Here is a 17247-nt window from a genome sequence, read left to right on the forward strand (position 1 = left end):
ACCCATCGGCCTTGTGCTGTTCCGATGGGTGTCTCGACTTCGCTCGACACGAACGGAATTGGGGTGGTGCCAATTTAACGCGCGGTGCTCTAAATATGCCTTACAGCCCGCCCAGGAAGCGGAATGAGAAGCGGTAATCCTCGGGCCTGATCGCATCGCTCGTGCGCTTTGCCGGGCGCACCGATTCGAGCGTGATCGTGCCGTCGGCGAGGCGCGCGGGCTCGCCTAGCGTCACCTCGAACGGCTGCCGCTCGCCATTGCCGCGAATCCAGACCATTTGAAGCCGCACGCGCCCCGCCCAGATGCAGCGCGCGTTCATCGGGCAGCGGCTGTCCTCCAGCAGCTTGACCGGCTGGACGATCGGGCCGTCGACATAGGCACGCTGGCCGAGCGCGACGTCGCGGCCGTCGGGCAGCGGCGCCTGTTCGCGGGTTGTCGCGCAGCCTGACAGCAGGGCGGCGGTGGCGAGGGCGGAAAGGGCGAGGCGCGGCACGGTCTGCATTTGCGGGATAATCGCCGCGTCGCTATGAACCCGCCATGACCACGCCATCCTGCCAGCTTTACCTGATCTCGCCGCTCGACGTCGGCGGCGATTTTCCCGCGAAACTCGAGGAAGCGCTGTCCGCCGCGCCGGTCGCGGCGTTCCAGTTTCGCGTCAAAAATGTGAGCCAGCACGAGGCGGCGCGGCTCGCCGAGCCGCTGCAGGCGATCTGCGCCGCGCACGATACCGCGTTCATCGTCAACGACGACATGGCGCTGGCGAAGCGGCTAGGCGCCGATGGCGTCCATCTGGGGCAGGGCGACGGCGACCCGCAGGACGCGCGGCGCCTGCTCGGGCCGGGCGCGCAGATCGGCGTAACCTGTCACGACAGCCGCCATCTTGCGATGGAAGCGGGCGAGGCTGGGGCGGACTATGTCGCGTTCGGCGCCTTCTTCCCGACGGCGACCAAGACGGTCGAGCATCACGCCGACCCCGAAATCCTGACCTGGTGGCAGGGATTGTTCGAACTGCCGTGCGTCGCGATCGGCGGGATCACCGTCGACAATGCGCAGACGCTGATCGAGGCGGGCGCGGATTTCCTCGCGGTTTCGGGCGGCGTCTGGGCGCATCCCGAAGGACCGGCGGCGGCGGTGCGGGCGTTCGACACGCTGATGGCGGGGTGACGAGGAGAGGGCTTCCTTGCGCGGTGGCCTTGGTCGCGCCGGCCCTATCATGGGAAAACCTGTTCCCCCGCGAAGGCGGGGGTCCATCTCCCGCCGGTCCCATCTTGAACCGGTCGGAGATGGGTCCCCGCCTTCGCGGGGACGCGGCTGAGTGGTAATTCAAAGCCCTCGCTCAGAGCGGGATGACATTTGTTGAAATCGTCATTGCGAGCGGAGCGAAGCAATCCAGGGCGGTTTACGCCTACTCTGGATTGCTTCTCCCGGATCAAGTCCGGGGCCGCAAGGACGCGGTGGCTCTTCAGGCGAGAGGATAATCGCCCTGTGCCTTGTCCTTGGGGGTGCCTGCGTCGGGGAGGGCACCTTTGCGCCAGCCGAACAGGCCGGCGCAGGGCGTGGGGCGCCGGGCGGGCTTCGGCGGTGTGCGGGGCGGGGGCCGGTCGGGAAGATCGATATTCATCATGCGCGCCTTATGAATCGGGCGCGGGCCGATATATTGGATCGATGCGTCAAATCCGCTTCGGTTCATCGCCTTTTCGCTTGCCTCGAAGCGCGCCGCCCGCGACAGGTTGCGGCGAGGGAGTTTCTGATGACGAACGAGAAGCAGAACGGGCTAGCCGTGCGCGAACTGACGCTGCGTGCGATCCTGCTCGGCGGGGTGCTGACCTTGGCCTTCACCGCGGCGAACGTCTATCTGGGGCTGAAGGTCGGGCTGACCTTTGCCACCTCGATCCCCGCCGCAGTCATTTCGATGGCGCTGTTGCGCTATATGTCGGGCGCGACGATCCTCGAGAATAATATCGTCCAGACGATCGCCAGCGCCGCGGGCACGCTCGCTGCGATCATCTTCGTGCTGCCGGGGCTTGTCATGGTCGGTTACTGGCAGGGTTTCCCGATGCTGGAGACGACCGCGATCACGATGCTCGGCGGCATATTGGGGGTGCTCTTTTCGGTGCCGCTGCGCCGCGCGCTCGTCGTCGATGCCGATCTGCCCTATCCCGAAGGCCGTGCCGCGGCCGAGGTGCTGCACGTCGGCGCCGCCAGCGCCGAGGGCGCGGCCGAGAACAAGGCCGGGCTGTCGGCGCTGCTGTGGAACAGCCTGATCTCCGCCGGCTTCGCGCTGCTCGCGCAGATGAAGCTCGCCGCCGCCGAAGTGTCGCGCTGGTTCAAGGTCGGGGCGGGCGCCACCGGCATCTCGGGCGGCCTCGGCTTCGCCTTGTTCGGCGTCGGCCATCTCGTTGGCCTGTCGGTTGGCCTCGCGCAGCTCGTGGGGCTGGTCGTCGGCTGGTGGATCTTGCTGCCGATCCTGACCCAGGGCGTCGCCGGACCCGATGCGGAAACGATCGCGAACGCGGTGTTTCGCGACGATGTCCGCTTCTTCGGCGCAGGGGTGATCGCGGTCGCCGCGCTCTGGACCCTGCTCAAGATCGCCGGGCCGGTAATCGGCGGCATCCGCTCGGCGATGGCGGCGAGCAAGGCGCGCCACGCGGGCACGGCGCTCGCGGTCGAGGAGCAGGATATCGCCATCGGCTGGGTGTTCGGTGGCTCGCTGCTGATCCTCCTGCCGATCGCCTGGCTGCTGTGGTCGGTGCTCGCGGGCGGACCGCTGGCGGGGTCGGCGGCGATCCTGATTGCCGGGGCGCTGGTCTTCGTCATCGTCATCGGGCTGATGATCGCCTCGGTCACCGGCTATATGGCCGGCCTGATCGGGGCGTCGAACTCGCCCGTTTCGGGAATCGGCATCCTCGCGATCATCGCCTCTTCGCTGCTCCTCGTCGGGCTGCTCGGCCGCGGCGGCGGGGCGGAGGCGAGCGCGGCGATGGTCGCCTATGCGTTGATCGTCACCGGCATCGTCTTCGGCATCGCGACGATCTCGAACGACAATCTCCAGGATCTCAAGACCGGCCAGCTCGTCGGCGCTACGCCGTGGAAGCAGCAGGTCGCGCTGATCATCGGCGTCGTCTTCGGCTCGCTCGTCGTGCCGCCGGTACTCAACGTGCTGAACGAGACGGTGGGCTTCGTCGGCGTCCCAGGCGCCGGCCCGAACGCGCTCGCCGCGCCGCAGGCGGGGCTCATCTCCTCGCTCGCCAAGGGCGTGCTCGGCGGCGACCTCAACTGGGCAATGCTGGGTTTTGGCGCGCTCGCGGGCGTGGGCTTCGTCATCGTCGACGAACTGCTCGGCCGCGCGAAGAAGCTGCGCCTGCCGCCGCTCGCGATCGGGATCGGCATCTACCTGCCGATGGCGGTGATCCTGCCGGTGGTGATCGGTGCGGTCGGCGGCTGGTTCTATGACCGTTGGGCGGATCGCCGCGCGAATCCGGCCTTTGCCCACCGTATGGGTGTGCTGACCGCAACGGGCATGATCGTCGGCGAGAGCCTGTTCGGCGTCCTTTACGCGGGCCTCGTCTATGCGACCGATAGCGATGCGCCGCTCGCGGTCGTCGGCGACGGATTCCATGTGCCGTCGATCCTCGTCGGTGTCGGTCTGTTCGTCGCGCTCATCCTGACGAGCTATGCGCGGACCCGCAAAGCCGTCGAAACGACCGCCTGATATACGGATCGCTTGCCCTTCGCCGCGTCCGCGGCTAAGGGCGCGCTCCTGAACCGGTGCGCGGCTGCGCGCGCCGGCGGCTCTTTCCATCCTTGTTGAAGCGAGTGTGCGCGATGAAAATCACCGGCGTTGAAATCCGTCCCGGCAATATTATCGAATATGAAGGCGGCATCTGGAAGGTCACCAAGATCCAGCACACCCAGCCGGGCAAGGGCGGCGCCTATATGCAGGTCGAAGCCAAGAACCTGATCGACGGGCGCAAGCTCAACAATCGTTTCCGCAGCGCGGACACGGTCGAGAAGGTCCGCCTCGACACCAAGGATTTCCAGTATCTTTATGCCGAAGGCGACGATCTCGTCTTCATGGACAAGGACACGTTCGAGCAGATCAACATCTCGAAGGAAGTCGTCGGCGACGCGCACGAGTTCCTGCAGGACGGCATGGAAGTCGTGCTCGAACTGTGGGAAGAGCGCCCGATCTCGGTCGAACTGCCCGAACAGATCGAAGCGACGATCGTCGAGGCCGACGCGGTGGTGAAGGGGCAGACGGCGTCGTCGTCCTACAAGCCCGCGATCCTCGATAACGGCGTGCGCGTGATGGTGCCGCCGCACATCACCAGCGGCACCCGCATCGTGGTCAATGTCTATGACCGCGAATATGTCCGCCGCGCCGACTAATTAGGTATCGCCGCCCGCAACCGGGCGGGTGGAGATTTGACATGGCCGTATCGGGCATCATCACCGTCATGGAACGCGCCGCGCGTAAAGCGGGCACCAAGCTGCGCCGCGACTTCGGCGAGATCGAGCATCTGCAGGTCTCGCAGAAGGGGCCCGCCGACTTCGTATCGAAGGCCGATCAGGCCGCCGAGCGCACGCTTTACGACGAACTGACCCACGCGCGTCCGGGCTGGGGCTTCCTGATGGAAGAGGCCGGCGAAATCGAGGGCGAGCCGGGCAAGCCGCGTTTCATCATCGACCCGCTCGACGGCACCTCGAACTTCCTTCACGCGATCCCGCAATTTGCGATTTCGATCGCGGTGCAGGAACCGAAGCTCGGCGGCGGCTGGGGCGACGTCACCGCCGCGCTGATCTATCAGCCGGTGACCGACGAAAGCTATTGGGCCGAACGCGGCCGCGGCGCATGGCTGCACGACCGGCGCCTGCGCGTCGCGTCGCGCCGTCATTTGAACGAATGCCTGATCGCGACCGGCATCCCCTTCATGGGGCATGGCGACATGGCGCAATGGAGCCGCATCTTCGGCGCCGTCGCACCTGAGGTTGCCGGAATCCGCCGCTTCGGTGCCGCGAGCCTCGACCTCGCGTGGGTCGCGGCGGGGCGTTTCGATGGTTTCTGGGAAAGCGACCTCAATATCTGGGACGTCGCTGCCGGGATGCTGCTGGTGCGCGAGGCGGGCGGCTTCGTCAGCGATTTCCGTGGCGGCGACCGCGCGATCGAGCGCAGCGAATTTATCGCGGGCAGCGGCGCGGTGCATAGCAAGCTGCAGAAACTGGTCGCGGGCGCGCTGCGTAACGCGTGATCGCGATCCTGCCCCCATCGTCATGCCGGACTTGATCCGGCATCCCGCCTAGCGACGCCCGCTAGCGGGACCCCGGATCAAGTCCGGGGTGACGAAAAAGGACGGCGCCTTACTTGTCGAAAATGAACTCGCGATAGCTGTCCATCAGCGAGGCCCAGGTGTTGAAGGTCTCGCCCAGATTCTCGCGCGGGATGCCCGCGAAATCGACGTCGACGTCCATCTCCAGGACCGGATCGCCTTCGTCGTCCTTGTAACCGCGCGCGAAGCGCTTGGTCTTGTTCCACTCGTTGAAGCGGTCGAGCGACACATCCTTCGCGTCGCTGAAACCCATATAATATTGCATCGTCTTGCAATTCTTGTGATCCTCGCAGTTCATGAAGATGACGAGGAACTTGAGCCCGTTGCGGCTGCTTTCGATATAGGGGTCCGCGTCGGCCTTGCTGACCAGCGTGGCGGGCCATCCTTGCGACTCGACGATCGCCTTGATCGTGGCCGGGTTTTTCGCATTGACCAGTTCGGCGTGCGCCGGCGTCGCGGAAAGCGCGAGGGCGGCGCCCATCGCCAGCGTGGTCCCGAAAGAAAATGATCGCATGTCAGCTCCCTGATTGAAAAGTGGGTTATAATCACCCGAAACGCCGACCCACGCAGGCGGCGTAACACAGCATTAGGTGATCGGGCCAGCCTTCCTTATGCCTTTGGTCACAATGGTAACGAAAATCCTGCCCGCGGCGCTTGCGGGGCGCGGCGCACTGGCCTAAAGCGCCCCGCGATAACGGTGGCAAACACCTGAATAGACTGCGAGCTCCCATGGTCGATCTGACGCAATATCTGCCGATTCTGCTCTTTCTGGTCATCGCCGTTGGCCTGTCCTCGGCGTTCGTCTTTCTGCCGATGGGCGTCGCGCGCCTGACCGGCACGCACAAGCCCGACCCGGCGAAGCTGACCGAATATGAATGCGGCTTCCCCGCGTTCGAGGACGCCCGCAGCCAGTTCGACGTGCGTTTCTATCTTGTCGCCATCCTCTTCATCATCTTCGACCTCGAAGCCGCCTTCCTCTTTCCCTGGGCGGTCAGCCTCAAGGAAATCGGCTGGGCCGGCTGGGCGACGATGATGGTCTTCCTTGCCGAACTCGCGATCGGCCTTGTGTACGCGTGGAAAAAAGGCGCGTTGGATTGGGAATGAGCACTTCCAGCATCATCATGCCCGGCCAGACGCCGGTCGCCCCGGGCACCAACCCCGGAGTCTTGCCGGTGGCGCCGGGGACGAACCCCGACGCGGGTTTTTTCGACGATCTCAACAGCGAGGTCGGCGACAAGGGCTTTCTCGTCACCTCGACCGAGGATCTGTTCAACTGGGCGCGCACCGGCTCGCTCTGGTGGATGACCTTCGGGCTCGCCTGCTGCGCGGTCGAGATGATTCACGTCAACATGCCGCGTTATGACATGGAGCGTTTCGGCGTCGCGCCGCGCGCCAGCCCGCGCCAGTCGGACGTGATGATCGTCGCGGGGACGCTCTGCAACAAAATGGCTCCGGCGCTCCGCCGCGTCTACGACCAGATGTCGAACCCCAAATATGTGATCTCGATGGGAAGCTGCGCCAACGGCGGCGGCTATTATCACTACAGCTATTCGGTGGTGCGCGGCTGCGACCGCATCGTGCCCGTGGACATTTATGTCCCCGGATGTCCGCCGACCGCCGAGGCCCTGCTCTATGGCGTGATGCAGTTGCAGCGGAAGATTCGCCGCACCGGGACGATCGAACGCTGATGGCCAGTCCCGCTCCCCTGATCGCGCCCCGCGAGGGTATCGGCGCCGCGCTGAAGAAGCTGCTCGGCGACGACCTGATCGACCATGTCTTCGCCGTCGGCGAGGACAGCGTCACCGTGCGCCGCGACGCCATCGCGGGCGTGATGATCAGCCTTCGCGACAATCTGGGCTATCAGCAGCTCATGGAGATAGCCGGGGTCGACTATCCCGACCGCGCCGAGCGCTTCGAGGTCGTCTATCACCTGCTCAGCGTGACGAAGAACCACCGCCTGCGCGTCCGCGTCTGCACCGACGAAGCGACCCCGGTGCCGAGCATCGTGCCCGTCTGGCCGGTCGCCGGCTGGCTCGAGCGCGAGGTGTTCGACATGTATGGCGTGCTGTTCGCGGGCAACCCGGACCTGCGCCGTATCCTGACCGACTACGGTTTTCAGGGCCATCCGCAGCGCAAGGATTTCCCGCTGACCGGCTATACCGAGCTGCGCTATTCGGAGGAGGACAAGCGCGTCGTCTATGAGCCGGTGAAGCTGGCGCAGGATTTCCGCAGCTTCGATTTCCTCAGCCCGTGGGAAGGCGCCGACTATGTGCTGCCGGGCGATGAAAAGGCCGGCGGGACCGGCGAAGCGCCGGGCAAGGGCGCGCCGACCCCGATGACCGCACAGCAGGTCAAGAAGGCCGACGACGAGGCCGCGAAGAAGGCGCCGCCATCGACCCCGAAGACGACCGAAAAGACCGCGCAGACGGGCGCGGGCGCCAAAACCAATCTGAAGGCCGCCAAGCCGAGCCGCGACGGCGCGAAGACGACCACCGCGGCGAAAGCGAAGACTCCGGCCACGAAGAAGGCGGAGAAGGCGCCCGCGAAGGCGAAGGCTCCGGCCAAGCCGCGCGCACCGCGCAAGCCTAAAGGAGGCGACGCATGACCGACTCTCCTCAGGTCAAGCACCACGGCAGCGACATGTTCGAGGGCTATCCGGTCGACACCGCCGACACCGCGGGCGACCAGGTCGTCACCAACTACACGATCAACTTCGGCCCGCAGCACCCCGCGGCGCACGGCGTGCTGCGCATGGTGATGGAGCTCGACGGCGAGATCATCGAGCGCGTCGACCCGCACGTCGGCTTGCTCCATCGCGGCACCGAAAAGCTCATCGAGTACAAGACCTATTTGCAGGCGCTGCCCTATTTCGACCGGCTCGACTATTGCTCGCCGCTCGGCATGGAGCACAGCTATGTCCTCGCGATCGAGAAACTGCTCGACCTCGAGGTGCCGGCGCGCGCGCAATATCTGCGCACGCTGTTCGCGGAACTGACGCGCATCTGCAACCATATGCTCAACATCGGGTCGCACGTCATGGACGTCGGCGCGATGACCCCGAACCTCTGGGTGTTCGAGCTGCGCGAGGATTGCCTCAACTTCTTCGAGCGCGCGTCGGGCGCGCGGATGCACTCGGCGTGGTTCCGCCCCGGCGGCGTCCATCAGGACGTGCCCGAAAAGCTGCTCGTCGACATCGGCGAATGGTGCGAGACGCGGCTGCCCAAGCTGTTCGGCGACGCGATGAGCCTCGTCATCGACAACCGCATCTTCAAACAGCGCAACGTCGATATCGCGACGGTGAGCAAGGAAGACGCGCTGGCGTGGGGCTTCTCCGGCCCGATGATCCGCGGCAGCGGCATTCCGTGGGACATCCGCAAGTCGCAGCCCTATGACGCCTATGCCGCGATGGAGTTCGACATTCCGGTCGGCACGCGCGGCGACTGCTACGACCGCTTCATGGTCCGCGTGCAGGAAGTCTATCAGTCGGCGCGCATCATCAAGCAATGCCTGCGCGATATGCCGGGCGGCCCGATCGCGAGCCTCGACCGCAAGGTCGTGCCCCCGAAGCGCGGCGAGATGAAGCAGTCGATGGAATCGCTGATCCATCACTTCAAGCTCTATACCGAGGGCTTCCACGTCCCCGCGGGCGAAGTCTATGTGGCGACCGAGAGCCCCAAGGGCGAATTCGGCGTCTATCTGGTCAGCGACGGCACCAACAAGCCGTACCGCTGCAAGATCCGCCCGACGGCCTTTTCGCACCTGCAGGCGATGGACATGATGGCGAAGGGCCATATGCTCGCGGACACCACGGCGATCATCGGCGCGATCGACGTCGTGTTCGGGGAGTGTGATCGGTGACGTCGCGCCAGACACTTGGAGTCACGCCAGCGTCGAGGCGGACGCACACCCTGTTGGCCGGGCTTCTGCTTCTGGCAGCGGTTGGCGGCGGCCTGGGCGTTTGGATGCTGGGGCATTCGGGCCATGATGTCGCCGAAGGGGCGGCGTCCCTAGGCGCGCTTGGCGGCATAATGCTGCTTGTCGCCAGTAGCCTATACGCACGCCACCACAAGAAACAGGAAAGCGGGGATATCGATGGCTGACGCACCCCAAATCCCCGATGAGGCCGAAGTCCGCGCGCGCTGGGGCGCTTTTGCGTGGACGGCAGAAAATGCCGAGAAGGCGAAGACCGTCATCGCGCGCTACCCCGCGGGGCGTCAGCGCTCGGCGGTGATGCCCTTGCTCGACCTCGCGCAGCGGCAGGTCGGGGCCGAGACGAACACGCAGGGCTGGCTGCCGGTGCCGGTGATCGAATATGTCGCCGCGCAGCTCGATATGCCGTTCATCCGCGCCTATGAGGTCGCGACCTTCTACACCATGTACAATCTCGCGCCGGTCGGCCGCTATCATGTGCAGGTGTGCGGGACGACGCCGTGCATGCTGCGCGGGTCGGACGACGTCATGGCCGCGTGCAAGAACCGCGGCATGGTGAAGGGCAAGACCACCCCCGACGGCCTGTTCACGCTGACCGAGGTCGAGTGCATGGGCACCTGCACCAACGCGCCGATGGTCCAGATCAACGACGATAATTACGAAGACCTCGATTACGACAGCACGGTCCGCCTGCTCGACGATCTCGCCGCGGGCAAGCAGCCGAAAACCGGACCGCAGAACCCGAAGCGTCACACGAGCGAACCCGAAGGCGGCCCGACGACGCTGAAGGACATGGTCAAAGCCAACCATGACTATCGGAAGGACTGGTAATGGCGGTCTGGATCGCATTGGGCTCCGCCTTCATGGGCGTCGCCGTCGTTTTTATCGCCGTCTTTGCTGCACGTCAGGGCAGCAAAGGGAAGGGTGAGTGAGGCTGGCCATGCTCGCTGACAAAGACCGCATTTTCACCAATCTTTACGGGTTCCAGCCATGGAACCTGAAGGCCGCGCAGGCGCGCGGCGATTGGGACAAGACCAAGGATTTGATGAAGCGCGGCCAGGACGCGATCATCGAGGAGGTCAAGGCATCGGGCTTGCGCGGCCGCGGCGGCGCGGGCTTCCCGACGGGGCTCAAGTGGAGCTTCATGCCGAAGGAGCCGCGCGCCGACCGCCCGAGCTTCCTCGTCATCAACGCCGACGAATCCGAGCCGGGGTCGTGCAAGGACCGCGAGATCATCCGCCACGATCCGCACAAGCTGATCGAAGGCGCGCTGATCGCAGGCTATGCGATGCGCGCCCGCGCCGCCTATATCTACATTCGCGGCGAGTTCATTCGCGAGGCCGAGACTTTGTTCGCGGCGGTGCAGGAGGCTTATGACGCCGGCCTGCTCGGCAAGAACGCCGCGAAATCGGGCTATGATTTCGACGTCTTCGTCCATCGCGGCGCCGGCGCCTATATCTGCGGCGAAGAAACCGCGATGATCGAAAGCCTCGAGGGCAAGAAGGGCCAGCCGCGCCTGAAACCCCCGTTCCCGGCGGGGGCGGGCCTCTATGGCTGTCCGACGACGGTGAACAATGTCGAAAGCATCGCGGTCGTCCCGACGATCCTGCGCCGTGGCGCATCGTGGTTCTCCAGCTTCGGGCGCGAGAATAACAAGGGCACCAAGCTCTTCCAGATCTCGGGCCATGTCGAACGCCCGTGCGTCGTCGAGGAAGAGATGGGCATCCCGTTCCGCGACCTGATCGAAAAACATTGCGGCGGCATCCGCGGCGGCTGGGACAATCTGCTCGCGGTGATCCCCGGCGGCTCGTCGGTGCCGCTGGTTCCGGCGGCCGAGATCATGGACGCGCCGATGGATTTCGACGGGCTGAAGGCGCTCGGCTCGGGTCTCGGTACCGCCGCCGCGATCGTCATGGACAAGTCGACCGACGTCGTTCAGGCGATCAGCCGCATCAGCTATTTCTACAAGCATGAAAGCTGCGGCCAGTGCACCCCGTGCCGTGAGGGCACCGGCTGGATGTGGCGCGTGATGGAGCGGCTGCGCACCGGCGACGCCGACATCAGCGAGATCGACACCCTGTTCGACGTCACCAAGCAGGTGGAAGGCCACACCATCTGCGCGCTCGGCGACGCGGCGGCATGGCCGATCCAGGGCCTGATCCGCCACTTCCGCCCCGAACTCGAACGCCGCATCCGTGACAATGGCGGCGCGCTGGAGGCAGCCGAATAATGCCTAAAGTTACCGTAGATGGCGTAGAACTCGACGTCCCGCAGGGCGCGACCGTCCTGCAGGCGTGCGAGCTGGCGGGGAAGGAAATCCCGCGCTTTTGCTATCATGAACGCCTGTCGATCGCCGGCAATTGCCGCATGTGCCTGGTCGAGGTCGCGCCGGGGCCGCCAAAGCCGCAGGCGTCGTGCGCGCTGCCCGCCGCCGAAGGCCAGATCATCAAGACCGACAGCCCGATGGTGAAGAAGGCGCGCGAAGGGGTGATGGAGTTCCTGCTCATCAACCATCCGCTCGACTGCCCGATCTGCGATCAGGGCGGCGAATGCGACTTGCAGGACCAGTCGGTCGCCTATGGCCGCGGCGCCTCGCGCTATGACGAGAACAAGCGCGCGGTGACCGAGAAATATATGGGGCCGATCGTCAAGACGGTGATGACGCGCTGCATCCAGTGCACGCGCTGCGTCCGCTTTGCCGAGGAAGTCGCCGGGGTCGAGGATATCGGCGCGATCTATCGCGGCGAGAATATGCAGATCACGTCGTATCTCGAACGTGCGGTGGCGAGCGAATTGTCGGGCAATGTCGTCGATCTGTGTCCGGTCGGCGCGCTGACGTCGAAACCCTATGCGTTCGAGGCGCGGCCGTGGGAACTGACCAAGACGCTCGGCATCGACATGAGCGACGCGGTCGGCACCAACGTCCGCATCGACAGCCGCGGTCGGCAGGTGCTGCGCGTGTTGCCGCGCGTCAACGACGATGTGAATGAGGAATGGGCGAGCGACAAGACGCGCCACCATGTCGACGGCCTGATCCGCCGCCGCCTCGACCGGCCTTACATCCGCAAGGGCGGTCAACTCGTCGAAGCGAGCTGGGCCGAGGCGTTCGACGCGATCAAGGCCGCGAAGGCCGGCAAGTCGGTCGCGGCGATCGCGGGCGACATGGCCGATTGCGAAACGATGTTCGCCGCGAAGGCGCTGGTCACCGCGCTCGGCGGCCACCTGTTCGAGGGGCGCCAGACCGGCCTCGACTATGACGTCACCAGCCTGTCGGCGGTCAATTTCAACACCGGGGTCGCCGAGGCCGAGAATGCCGACGTGATCCTGCTCGTCGGCACGAACCTGCGCTGGGAAGCGCCGCTGATCAACACGCGCGTCCGCAAGGCGGCGTGGAAGAAGGGCGCGAAAGTCTTCGGCATCGGGCCCGAGATCGACCAGACCTACAAGGTCGAATGGCTCGGCGACGATGCGTCGCTGGTCGCGAAGCTGCCGCAGGCGGCGCTCGATGCGCTCAAGGGCGCCGAGCGGCCGATGCTGATCTTTGGCGGCGGCGCGCTGTCGGTGCCGGGCGTGCATGGCGCGGCGCTGGCGCTTGCCAAGTCGGTGAACGCGGTCAAGGACGGCTGGAACGGCTTCAACGTCGTCCATTTCTCGGCCGCGCGCATGGGTGCGCTGATGCTCGGCTATTCGCAGCCGGGTGGGATCAGGGACGTGATCGCGGCGAAGCCCAAGCTTGCTTTCTTCCTCGGCGCCGACGAGGTCGATTTCGCGGCGTTCGCGGGGACGCTGAAGGTCTATGTCGGCCACCATGGCGACAAGGGCGCGCACGCGGCCGACGTCATCCTGCCCGCCGCAGCATGGACCGAGAAGGATTTCACCACGGTCAACACCGAGGGTCGCGTCCAGCGCAGCGAGAAGGCGGTGTTCGCGCCGGGCGACGCGCGCGAGGACTGGAGCATCTTCCGCGCGCTCGCCGATGCGTTGGGCGTGTCGGTCGGCTTCGACAGCTTCGCCGAGTGCCGCGCCGCGATGATCGCGGCGGTGCCGGCGCTGGGCGCGGAAGGGCTCGCCGACTATGGCTGGTCGGTTCCGAAGTTGCCTGCGAAGCCCGAAGCGCGCGCGATCCCGTCGCCGATCAAGGATTTCTACCTGACCAACGCCATATGCCGCGCGTCGCCGACGATGCAGCGCTGCTCGGACGAACTGCTCCACGGCGGTGATTATGCGGAGGCGGCGGAATGACCGCGGCACAGTTCATCCCTTCTCCCCTTGCGGGAGAAGGATACGAAGCCTTGCCGCCGCAGGCGGCTAGGCGCAGTTGGATGAGGGGTTCCACCGCTGCGTTTGTGCGCGCCGTTGATACCCCTCACCCAGCTTCGACTAGGCGGCAGAGCCGCCAAGTCTTCGCAACCCTCTCCCGCAAGGGGAGAGGGGAAGGGGTTGCGTTCCGATGACCGAATTTTTCCAATCTCTCGGCATGTCCTACGAATGGGCGTGGGGCGTCGCGACGATCTGCGGCATCCTGCTCATCGCGCTGCCGCTGATGCTCGCGGTCGCGATGATCATCTATGCCGACCGCAAGATCTGGGCGGCGATGGCGCTGCGGCGCGGGCCGAACGTCGTCGGGCCCTTCGGCCTGCTCCAGAGCTTCGCCGACGGGCTGAAGGTGTTCCTGCAGGAAACGATCATTCCGTCGAGTGCGAACCGCGGCCTGTTCCTGATTGCGCCGATCATCACCTTCACGGTGGCGCTGATGGCGTGGGCGGTGATCCCGTTCAATTCGGGCGCCGTGCTCGCCGACATCAATGTCGGATTGCTCTATATCCTCGCGGTCAGTTCGCTCGGCGTCTATGGCGTCATCCTGTCGGGCTGGTCGTCGAACTCGAAATATCCTTTCTTCTCCGCGATGCGCGCCTCGGCGCAGATGATCAGCTATGAAGTCTCGATCGGCTTCATCCTGATCGGCGTCGTGCTGTTCGCCGACAGCTTCAACCTGAACGAGATCGTCAAGGCGCAGCAGGGGCACGGGCTTGGGCTGGTCAACGCCTTCGGCTTCAACCTGCTGCTCTTCCCGCTCGCGGTGCTGTTCTTTATCTCGTCGCTCGCCGAGACCGCGCGCACGCCGTTCGACCTGACCGAGGCCGAAAGCGAGCTCGTCGCGGGCTATCAGACCGAATATTCGTCGATGAGTTTCGCGCTCTTCTGGCTCGGCGAATATGCCAACGTGCTGTTGATGTGCACGCTCAACGCGGTGCTCTTCTGGGGCGGCTGGCTGCCGCCGATCGACTGGGCGCCGCTCTATGCCGTCCCGGGCATCGTCTGGCTGTTCGCGAAAATCCTCTTCTTCTTCTTCGCCTTCAGCTGGGTGAAGGCGACCGTCCCGCGCTATCGCTACGACCAGCTCATGCGGCTGGGCTGGAAGGTGTTCCTGCCGATCTCGCTGATCTGGATCTTCCTGATCTCCGGCTATCTGATGCTGACGAGGTATTCATGAGTTCCATCGCCCATCTCGTCAGAACCTTCACCTTGTGGGAATTTGTGCAGGCCCATTGGCTGACGCTCAAATATTTCTTCAAGCCGAAGGCGACGATCAACTATCCGTTCGAGAAGAACCCGCTGTCGCCGCGTTTTCGCGGCGAGCATGCGCTGCGCCGTTATCCGAACGGCGAGGAGCGCTGCATTGCGTGCAAGCTGTGCGAAGCGGTGTGTCCGGCGCAGGCGATCACGATCGAGGCCGAGCCGCGCGATGACGGCTCGCGCCGCACGACGCGCTACGACATCGACATGACGAAGTGCATCTATTGCGGCTTCTGTCAGGAAGCCTGCCCGGTCGATGCGATCGTTGAGGGGCCGAACTTCGAATTCGCGACCGAAACGCGCGAGGAGCTGCTCTATGACAAGGCGAAGCTGCTCGCCAACGGCGACAAATGGGAGCGCGCGATCGCGGCGAATCTTGCCGCCGACGCGCCCTATCGATAAGGGCGCGCGGACATGATTCAGCTCATCGCCTTTTACCTCTTCGCGGCCATCACCATCGCCTCCGCGGCGATGGTCATCTTCGCGCGCAACCCGGTCCACAGCGTCATGTGGCTGATCCTCGCCTTCTTCAACGCGGCAGGGCTGATGCTGCTTGCGGGGGCCGAGTTCATCGCGATGCTGCTCGTCATCGTCTATGTCGGCGCGGTCGCGGTGCTGTTCCTGTTCGTGGTGATGATGCTGGACATCGATTTCGCAGAGCTGCGCGCTGGTTTCGTGCGCTATCTGCCGCTCGGCGCGCTCGTCGCGATCATCCTTGCCGCCGAACTCGTCTTCGCGGTCGGGGCGTGGCAGGCGGGCGGGGTCGACCTGGCCGCGCGCGCGGCGCCGGTGACGGCCGACACCAGCAATATCCAGCAGATCGGCGAACTGCTCTACACGCGCTACATCTTCCTGTTCGAGGCGGCGGGCATCGTCCTGCTCGTCGCGATGATCGGCGCGATCGCGCTGACGCATCGTCAACGCGGGGGCGTGCGCAGCCAGAATATCTCGGCGCAGAACCGGCGCCGTCCGCAGGACGCGACGCGGCTCGTCGATCCGGGCGTCGGGCAGGGGATGGAATTGTGATTTCGGTCGGCCATTATCTCGCCGTTTCGGCGGTGCTGTTCACGCTCGGCGTGCTCGGCATCTTCATCAACCGCAAGAATATCATCGTCATCCTGATGGCGATCGAGCTGATCCTGCTCGCGGTGAACATCAACCTCGTCGCGTTCAGCGCCGCGCTCGGCGATCTCGTCGGACAGGTGTTCGCGATGTTCGTGCTGACGGTGGCCGCGGGCGAAGCGGCGATCGGTCTTGCCATTCTCGTCATTTATTTCCGCGGCCGCGGCACCATTGCCGTCGACGATGCCAACCGGATGAAGGGGTAAGCCGGTGATTCAGGCGATCGTTTTCCTGCCGCTGCTCGCGGCGATTGTCGCTGGCCTCGGTCAGCGCGTCATCGGCAATGTCCCGTCGAAGATCATCACCACGGGCGCGCTGTTCCTGAGCTGCGCGCTGAGCTGGCCGATCTTCCTGTCGTTCGTCGCGGGAACGGGTGAGGCGGGCGTGACGCCGGTGCTCCACTGGGTGTCGTCGGGCGCGCTCCAGTTCAACTGGGAACTGCGCGTTGACACGCTGACCGCGGTGATGCTCGTCGTCATCACGACGGTGTCGGCGCTCGTCCACCTCTATAGCTGGGGCTATATGAGCGAGGACCCGGACCAGCCGCGTTTCTTCGCCTATCTGTCGCTCTTCACCTTCGCGATGCTGATGCTCGTGACCGCGAACAATCTCGTCCAGATGTTCTTCGGCTGGGAGGGCGTCGGTCTCGCCTCCTATCTGCTCATCGGTTTCTGGTACAAGAAGCCGAGCGCCAATGCCGCCGCGATCAAGGCGTTCGTCGTCAACCGCGTCGGCGACCTCGGCTTCATGCTCGGCATCTTCGGCACCTTCCTGGTGTTCGGCACCGTCTCGATCCCCGAGATTCTGGCCGCCGCGCCGGGCATGGCGGGGTCGACGATCGGCTTCCTCGGCCACCGGTTCGACACGATGACCGTGCTCTGCCTGCTGCTGTTCATCGGCGCGATGGGTAAGTCGGCGCAGCTTGGGCTGCATACCTGGCTCCCCGACGCGATGGAGGGCCCGACCCCGGTGTCGGCGCTGATCCACGCCGCGACGATGGTCACCGCGGGCGTGTTCATGGTCTGCCGCCTGTCGCCGATGTTCGAGGCCGCGCCGGTCGCGGCGGGCGTCGTGACCTTCGTCGGCGCGGCGACCTGCTTTTTCGCCGCAACGGTCGGCACGACCCAGTGGGACATCAAGCGCGTCATCGCCTATTCGACTTGTTCGCAGCTCGGCTATATGTTCTTCGCGGCGGGCGTCGGCGCCTATGGCGCGGCGATGTTCCACCTGTTCACCCACGCCTTCTTCAAGGCGCTGCTGTTCCTCGGCGCGGGCTCGGTGATCCATGCGA

General features: G+C 65.1%; 19 protein-coding genes. 16 read left to right on the plus strand and 3 right to left on the minus strand.

The genetic code is table 11. The annotated features are described in order from the left end of the window. Positions 1–100: 100 nt before the first annotated feature. Positions 101–502: a hypothetical protein gene (locus OJI97_RS01215; protein WP_297660146.1), complete on the minus strand. Its 402-nt coding sequence runs from the start codon at positions 500–502 to the stop codon at positions 101–103. A 35-nt stretch (positions 503–537) separates the two neighbouring features. Between OJI97_RS01215 and thiE the strand changes: the two genes are divergently transcribed. Further along, positions 538–1164, plus strand: coding sequence for a thiamine phosphate synthase (gene thiE / locus OJI97_RS01220; protein WP_297660149.1), 627 nt, complete (start codon positions 538–540; stop codon positions 1162–1164). A gap of 298 nt (positions 1165–1462) precedes the next feature. Here thiE and OJI97_RS01225 read toward each other — a convergent pair whose 3' ends face one another. Further along, complete coding sequence (locus OJI97_RS01225) at positions 1463–1624, minus strand: hypothetical protein (protein ID WP_297660151.1); 162 nt, start codon at positions 1622–1624, stop codon at positions 1463–1465. A gap of 126 nt (positions 1625–1750) precedes the next feature. Here OJI97_RS01225 and OJI97_RS01230 point away from each other — a divergent pair, with 126 nt between their 5' ends. The 3 genes from OJI97_RS01230 (at position 1751) to OJI97_RS01240 (ending at position 5249) form a co-directional block, all read left to right on the plus strand. Next, positions 1751–3712 carry an OPT family oligopeptide transporter gene (locus OJI97_RS01230; RefSeq protein WP_297660154.1) on the plus strand — a complete coding sequence of 654 codons (1962 nt, stop codon included), beginning with the start codon at positions 1751–1753 and terminating at the stop codon, positions 3710–3712. A gap of 113 nt (positions 3713–3825) precedes the next feature. Then, positions 3826–4389: an elongation factor P gene (gene efp, locus OJI97_RS01235; RefSeq protein WP_297660157.1), complete on the plus strand. Its 564-nt coding sequence runs from the start codon at positions 3826–3828 to the stop codon at positions 4387–4389. 41 nt (positions 4390–4430) lie between these two features. Further along, complete coding sequence (locus OJI97_RS01240; RefSeq protein WP_297660160.1) at positions 4431–5249, plus strand: inositol monophosphatase family protein; 819 nt, start codon at positions 4431–4433, stop codon at positions 5247–5249. 109 nt (positions 5250–5358) lie between these two features. On the opposite strand, the gene OJI97_RS01245 is transcribed toward OJI97_RS01240, so the two are convergent. Continuing rightward, positions 5359–5841 carry a YbjN domain-containing protein gene (locus tag OJI97_RS01245; protein WP_297660163.1) on the minus strand — a complete coding sequence of 161 codons (483 nt, stop codon included), beginning with the start codon at positions 5839–5841 and terminating at the stop codon, positions 5359–5361. Positions 5842–6056: 215 nt separating this feature from the next. Here OJI97_RS01245 and OJI97_RS01250 point away from each other — a divergent pair, with 215 nt between their 5' ends. From OJI97_RS01250 to nuoL, 12 genes are all read left to right on the plus strand, one after another. Then, positions 6057–6431: an NADH-quinone oxidoreductase subunit A gene (locus OJI97_RS01250; protein WP_297660166.1), complete on the plus strand. Its 375-nt coding sequence runs from the start codon at positions 6057–6059 to the stop codon at positions 6429–6431. A 17-nt stretch (positions 6432–6448) separates the two neighbouring features. Beyond that, complete coding sequence (locus OJI97_RS01255) at positions 6449–7015, plus strand: NADH-quinone oxidoreductase subunit B family protein (RefSeq protein ID WP_297660198.1); 567 nt, start codon at positions 6449–6451, stop codon at positions 7013–7015. Beyond that, the gene (locus tag OJI97_RS01260) at positions 7015–7932 is read left to right on the plus strand and encodes an NADH-quinone oxidoreductase subunit C (RefSeq protein ID WP_297660169.1); all 918 of its coding nucleotides are present in this window, start codon (positions 7015–7017) and stop codon (positions 7930–7932) included. The genes OJI97_RS01255 and OJI97_RS01260 overlap by 1 nt, the downstream gene beginning before the upstream one ends. Positions 7933–7967: 35 nt before the next feature. Continuing rightward, the gene (locus tag OJI97_RS01265; RefSeq protein WP_297660201.1) at positions 7968–9185 is read left to right on the plus strand and encodes an NADH-quinone oxidoreductase subunit D; all 1218 of its coding nucleotides are present in this window, start codon (positions 7968–7970) and stop codon (positions 9183–9185) included. A gap of 234 nt (positions 9186–9419) precedes the next feature. Continuing rightward, positions 9420–10088, plus strand: coding sequence for an NAD(P)H-dependent oxidoreductase subunit E (locus tag OJI97_RS01270; RefSeq protein WP_297660172.1), 669 nt, complete (start codon positions 9420–9422; stop codon positions 10086–10088). A gap of 109 nt (positions 10089–10197) precedes the next feature. Then, positions 10198–11487 carry an NADH-quinone oxidoreductase subunit NuoF gene (gene nuoF, locus OJI97_RS01275; protein ID WP_297660175.1) on the plus strand — a complete coding sequence of 430 codons (1290 nt, stop codon included), beginning with the start codon at positions 10198–10200 and terminating at the stop codon, positions 11485–11487. Then, complete coding sequence (gene nuoG / locus OJI97_RS01280; protein ID WP_297660178.1) at positions 11487–13499, plus strand: NADH-quinone oxidoreductase subunit NuoG; 2013 nt, start codon at positions 11487–11489, stop codon at positions 13497–13499. The genes nuoF and nuoG overlap by 1 nt, the downstream gene beginning before the upstream one ends. Positions 13500–13707: 208 nt before the next feature. Further along, positions 13708–14751: an NADH-quinone oxidoreductase subunit NuoH gene (gene nuoH, locus OJI97_RS01285; protein ID WP_297660181.1), complete on the plus strand. Its 1044-nt coding sequence runs from the start codon at positions 13708–13710 to the stop codon at positions 14749–14751. Continuing rightward, positions 14748–15236, plus strand: coding sequence for an NADH-quinone oxidoreductase subunit NuoI (gene nuoI / locus OJI97_RS01290; protein ID WP_297660184.1), 489 nt, complete (start codon positions 14748–14750; stop codon positions 15234–15236). Before nuoH ends, nuoI begins: the two co-directional genes overlap by 4 nt. 12 nt (positions 15237–15248) lie before the next feature. Then, a complete protein-coding gene (locus OJI97_RS01295) occupies positions 15249–15860 on the plus strand; it encodes an NADH-quinone oxidoreductase subunit J (RefSeq protein ID WP_297660187.1) in 612 nt (203 codons plus the stop codon). Beyond that, on the plus strand, positions 15857–16162 hold the full coding sequence (gene nuoK, locus OJI97_RS01300; protein ID WP_053554267.1) for an NADH-quinone oxidoreductase subunit NuoK: 306 nt from the start codon (positions 15857–15859) through the stop codon (positions 16160–16162). The genes OJI97_RS01295 and nuoK overlap by 4 nt, the downstream gene beginning before the upstream one ends. A gap of 4 nt (positions 16163–16166) precedes the next feature. Then, the coding region (gene nuoL / locus OJI97_RS01305) for an NADH-quinone oxidoreductase subunit L (protein ID WP_297660196.1) at positions 16167–17247 on the plus strand (1081 nt) is incomplete at its 3' end.

Source organism: Sphingopyxis sp., assembly GCF_025869345.1.
Classification (GTDB): domain Bacteria; phylum Pseudomonadota; class Alphaproteobacteria; order Sphingomonadales; family Sphingomonadaceae; genus Sphingopyxis.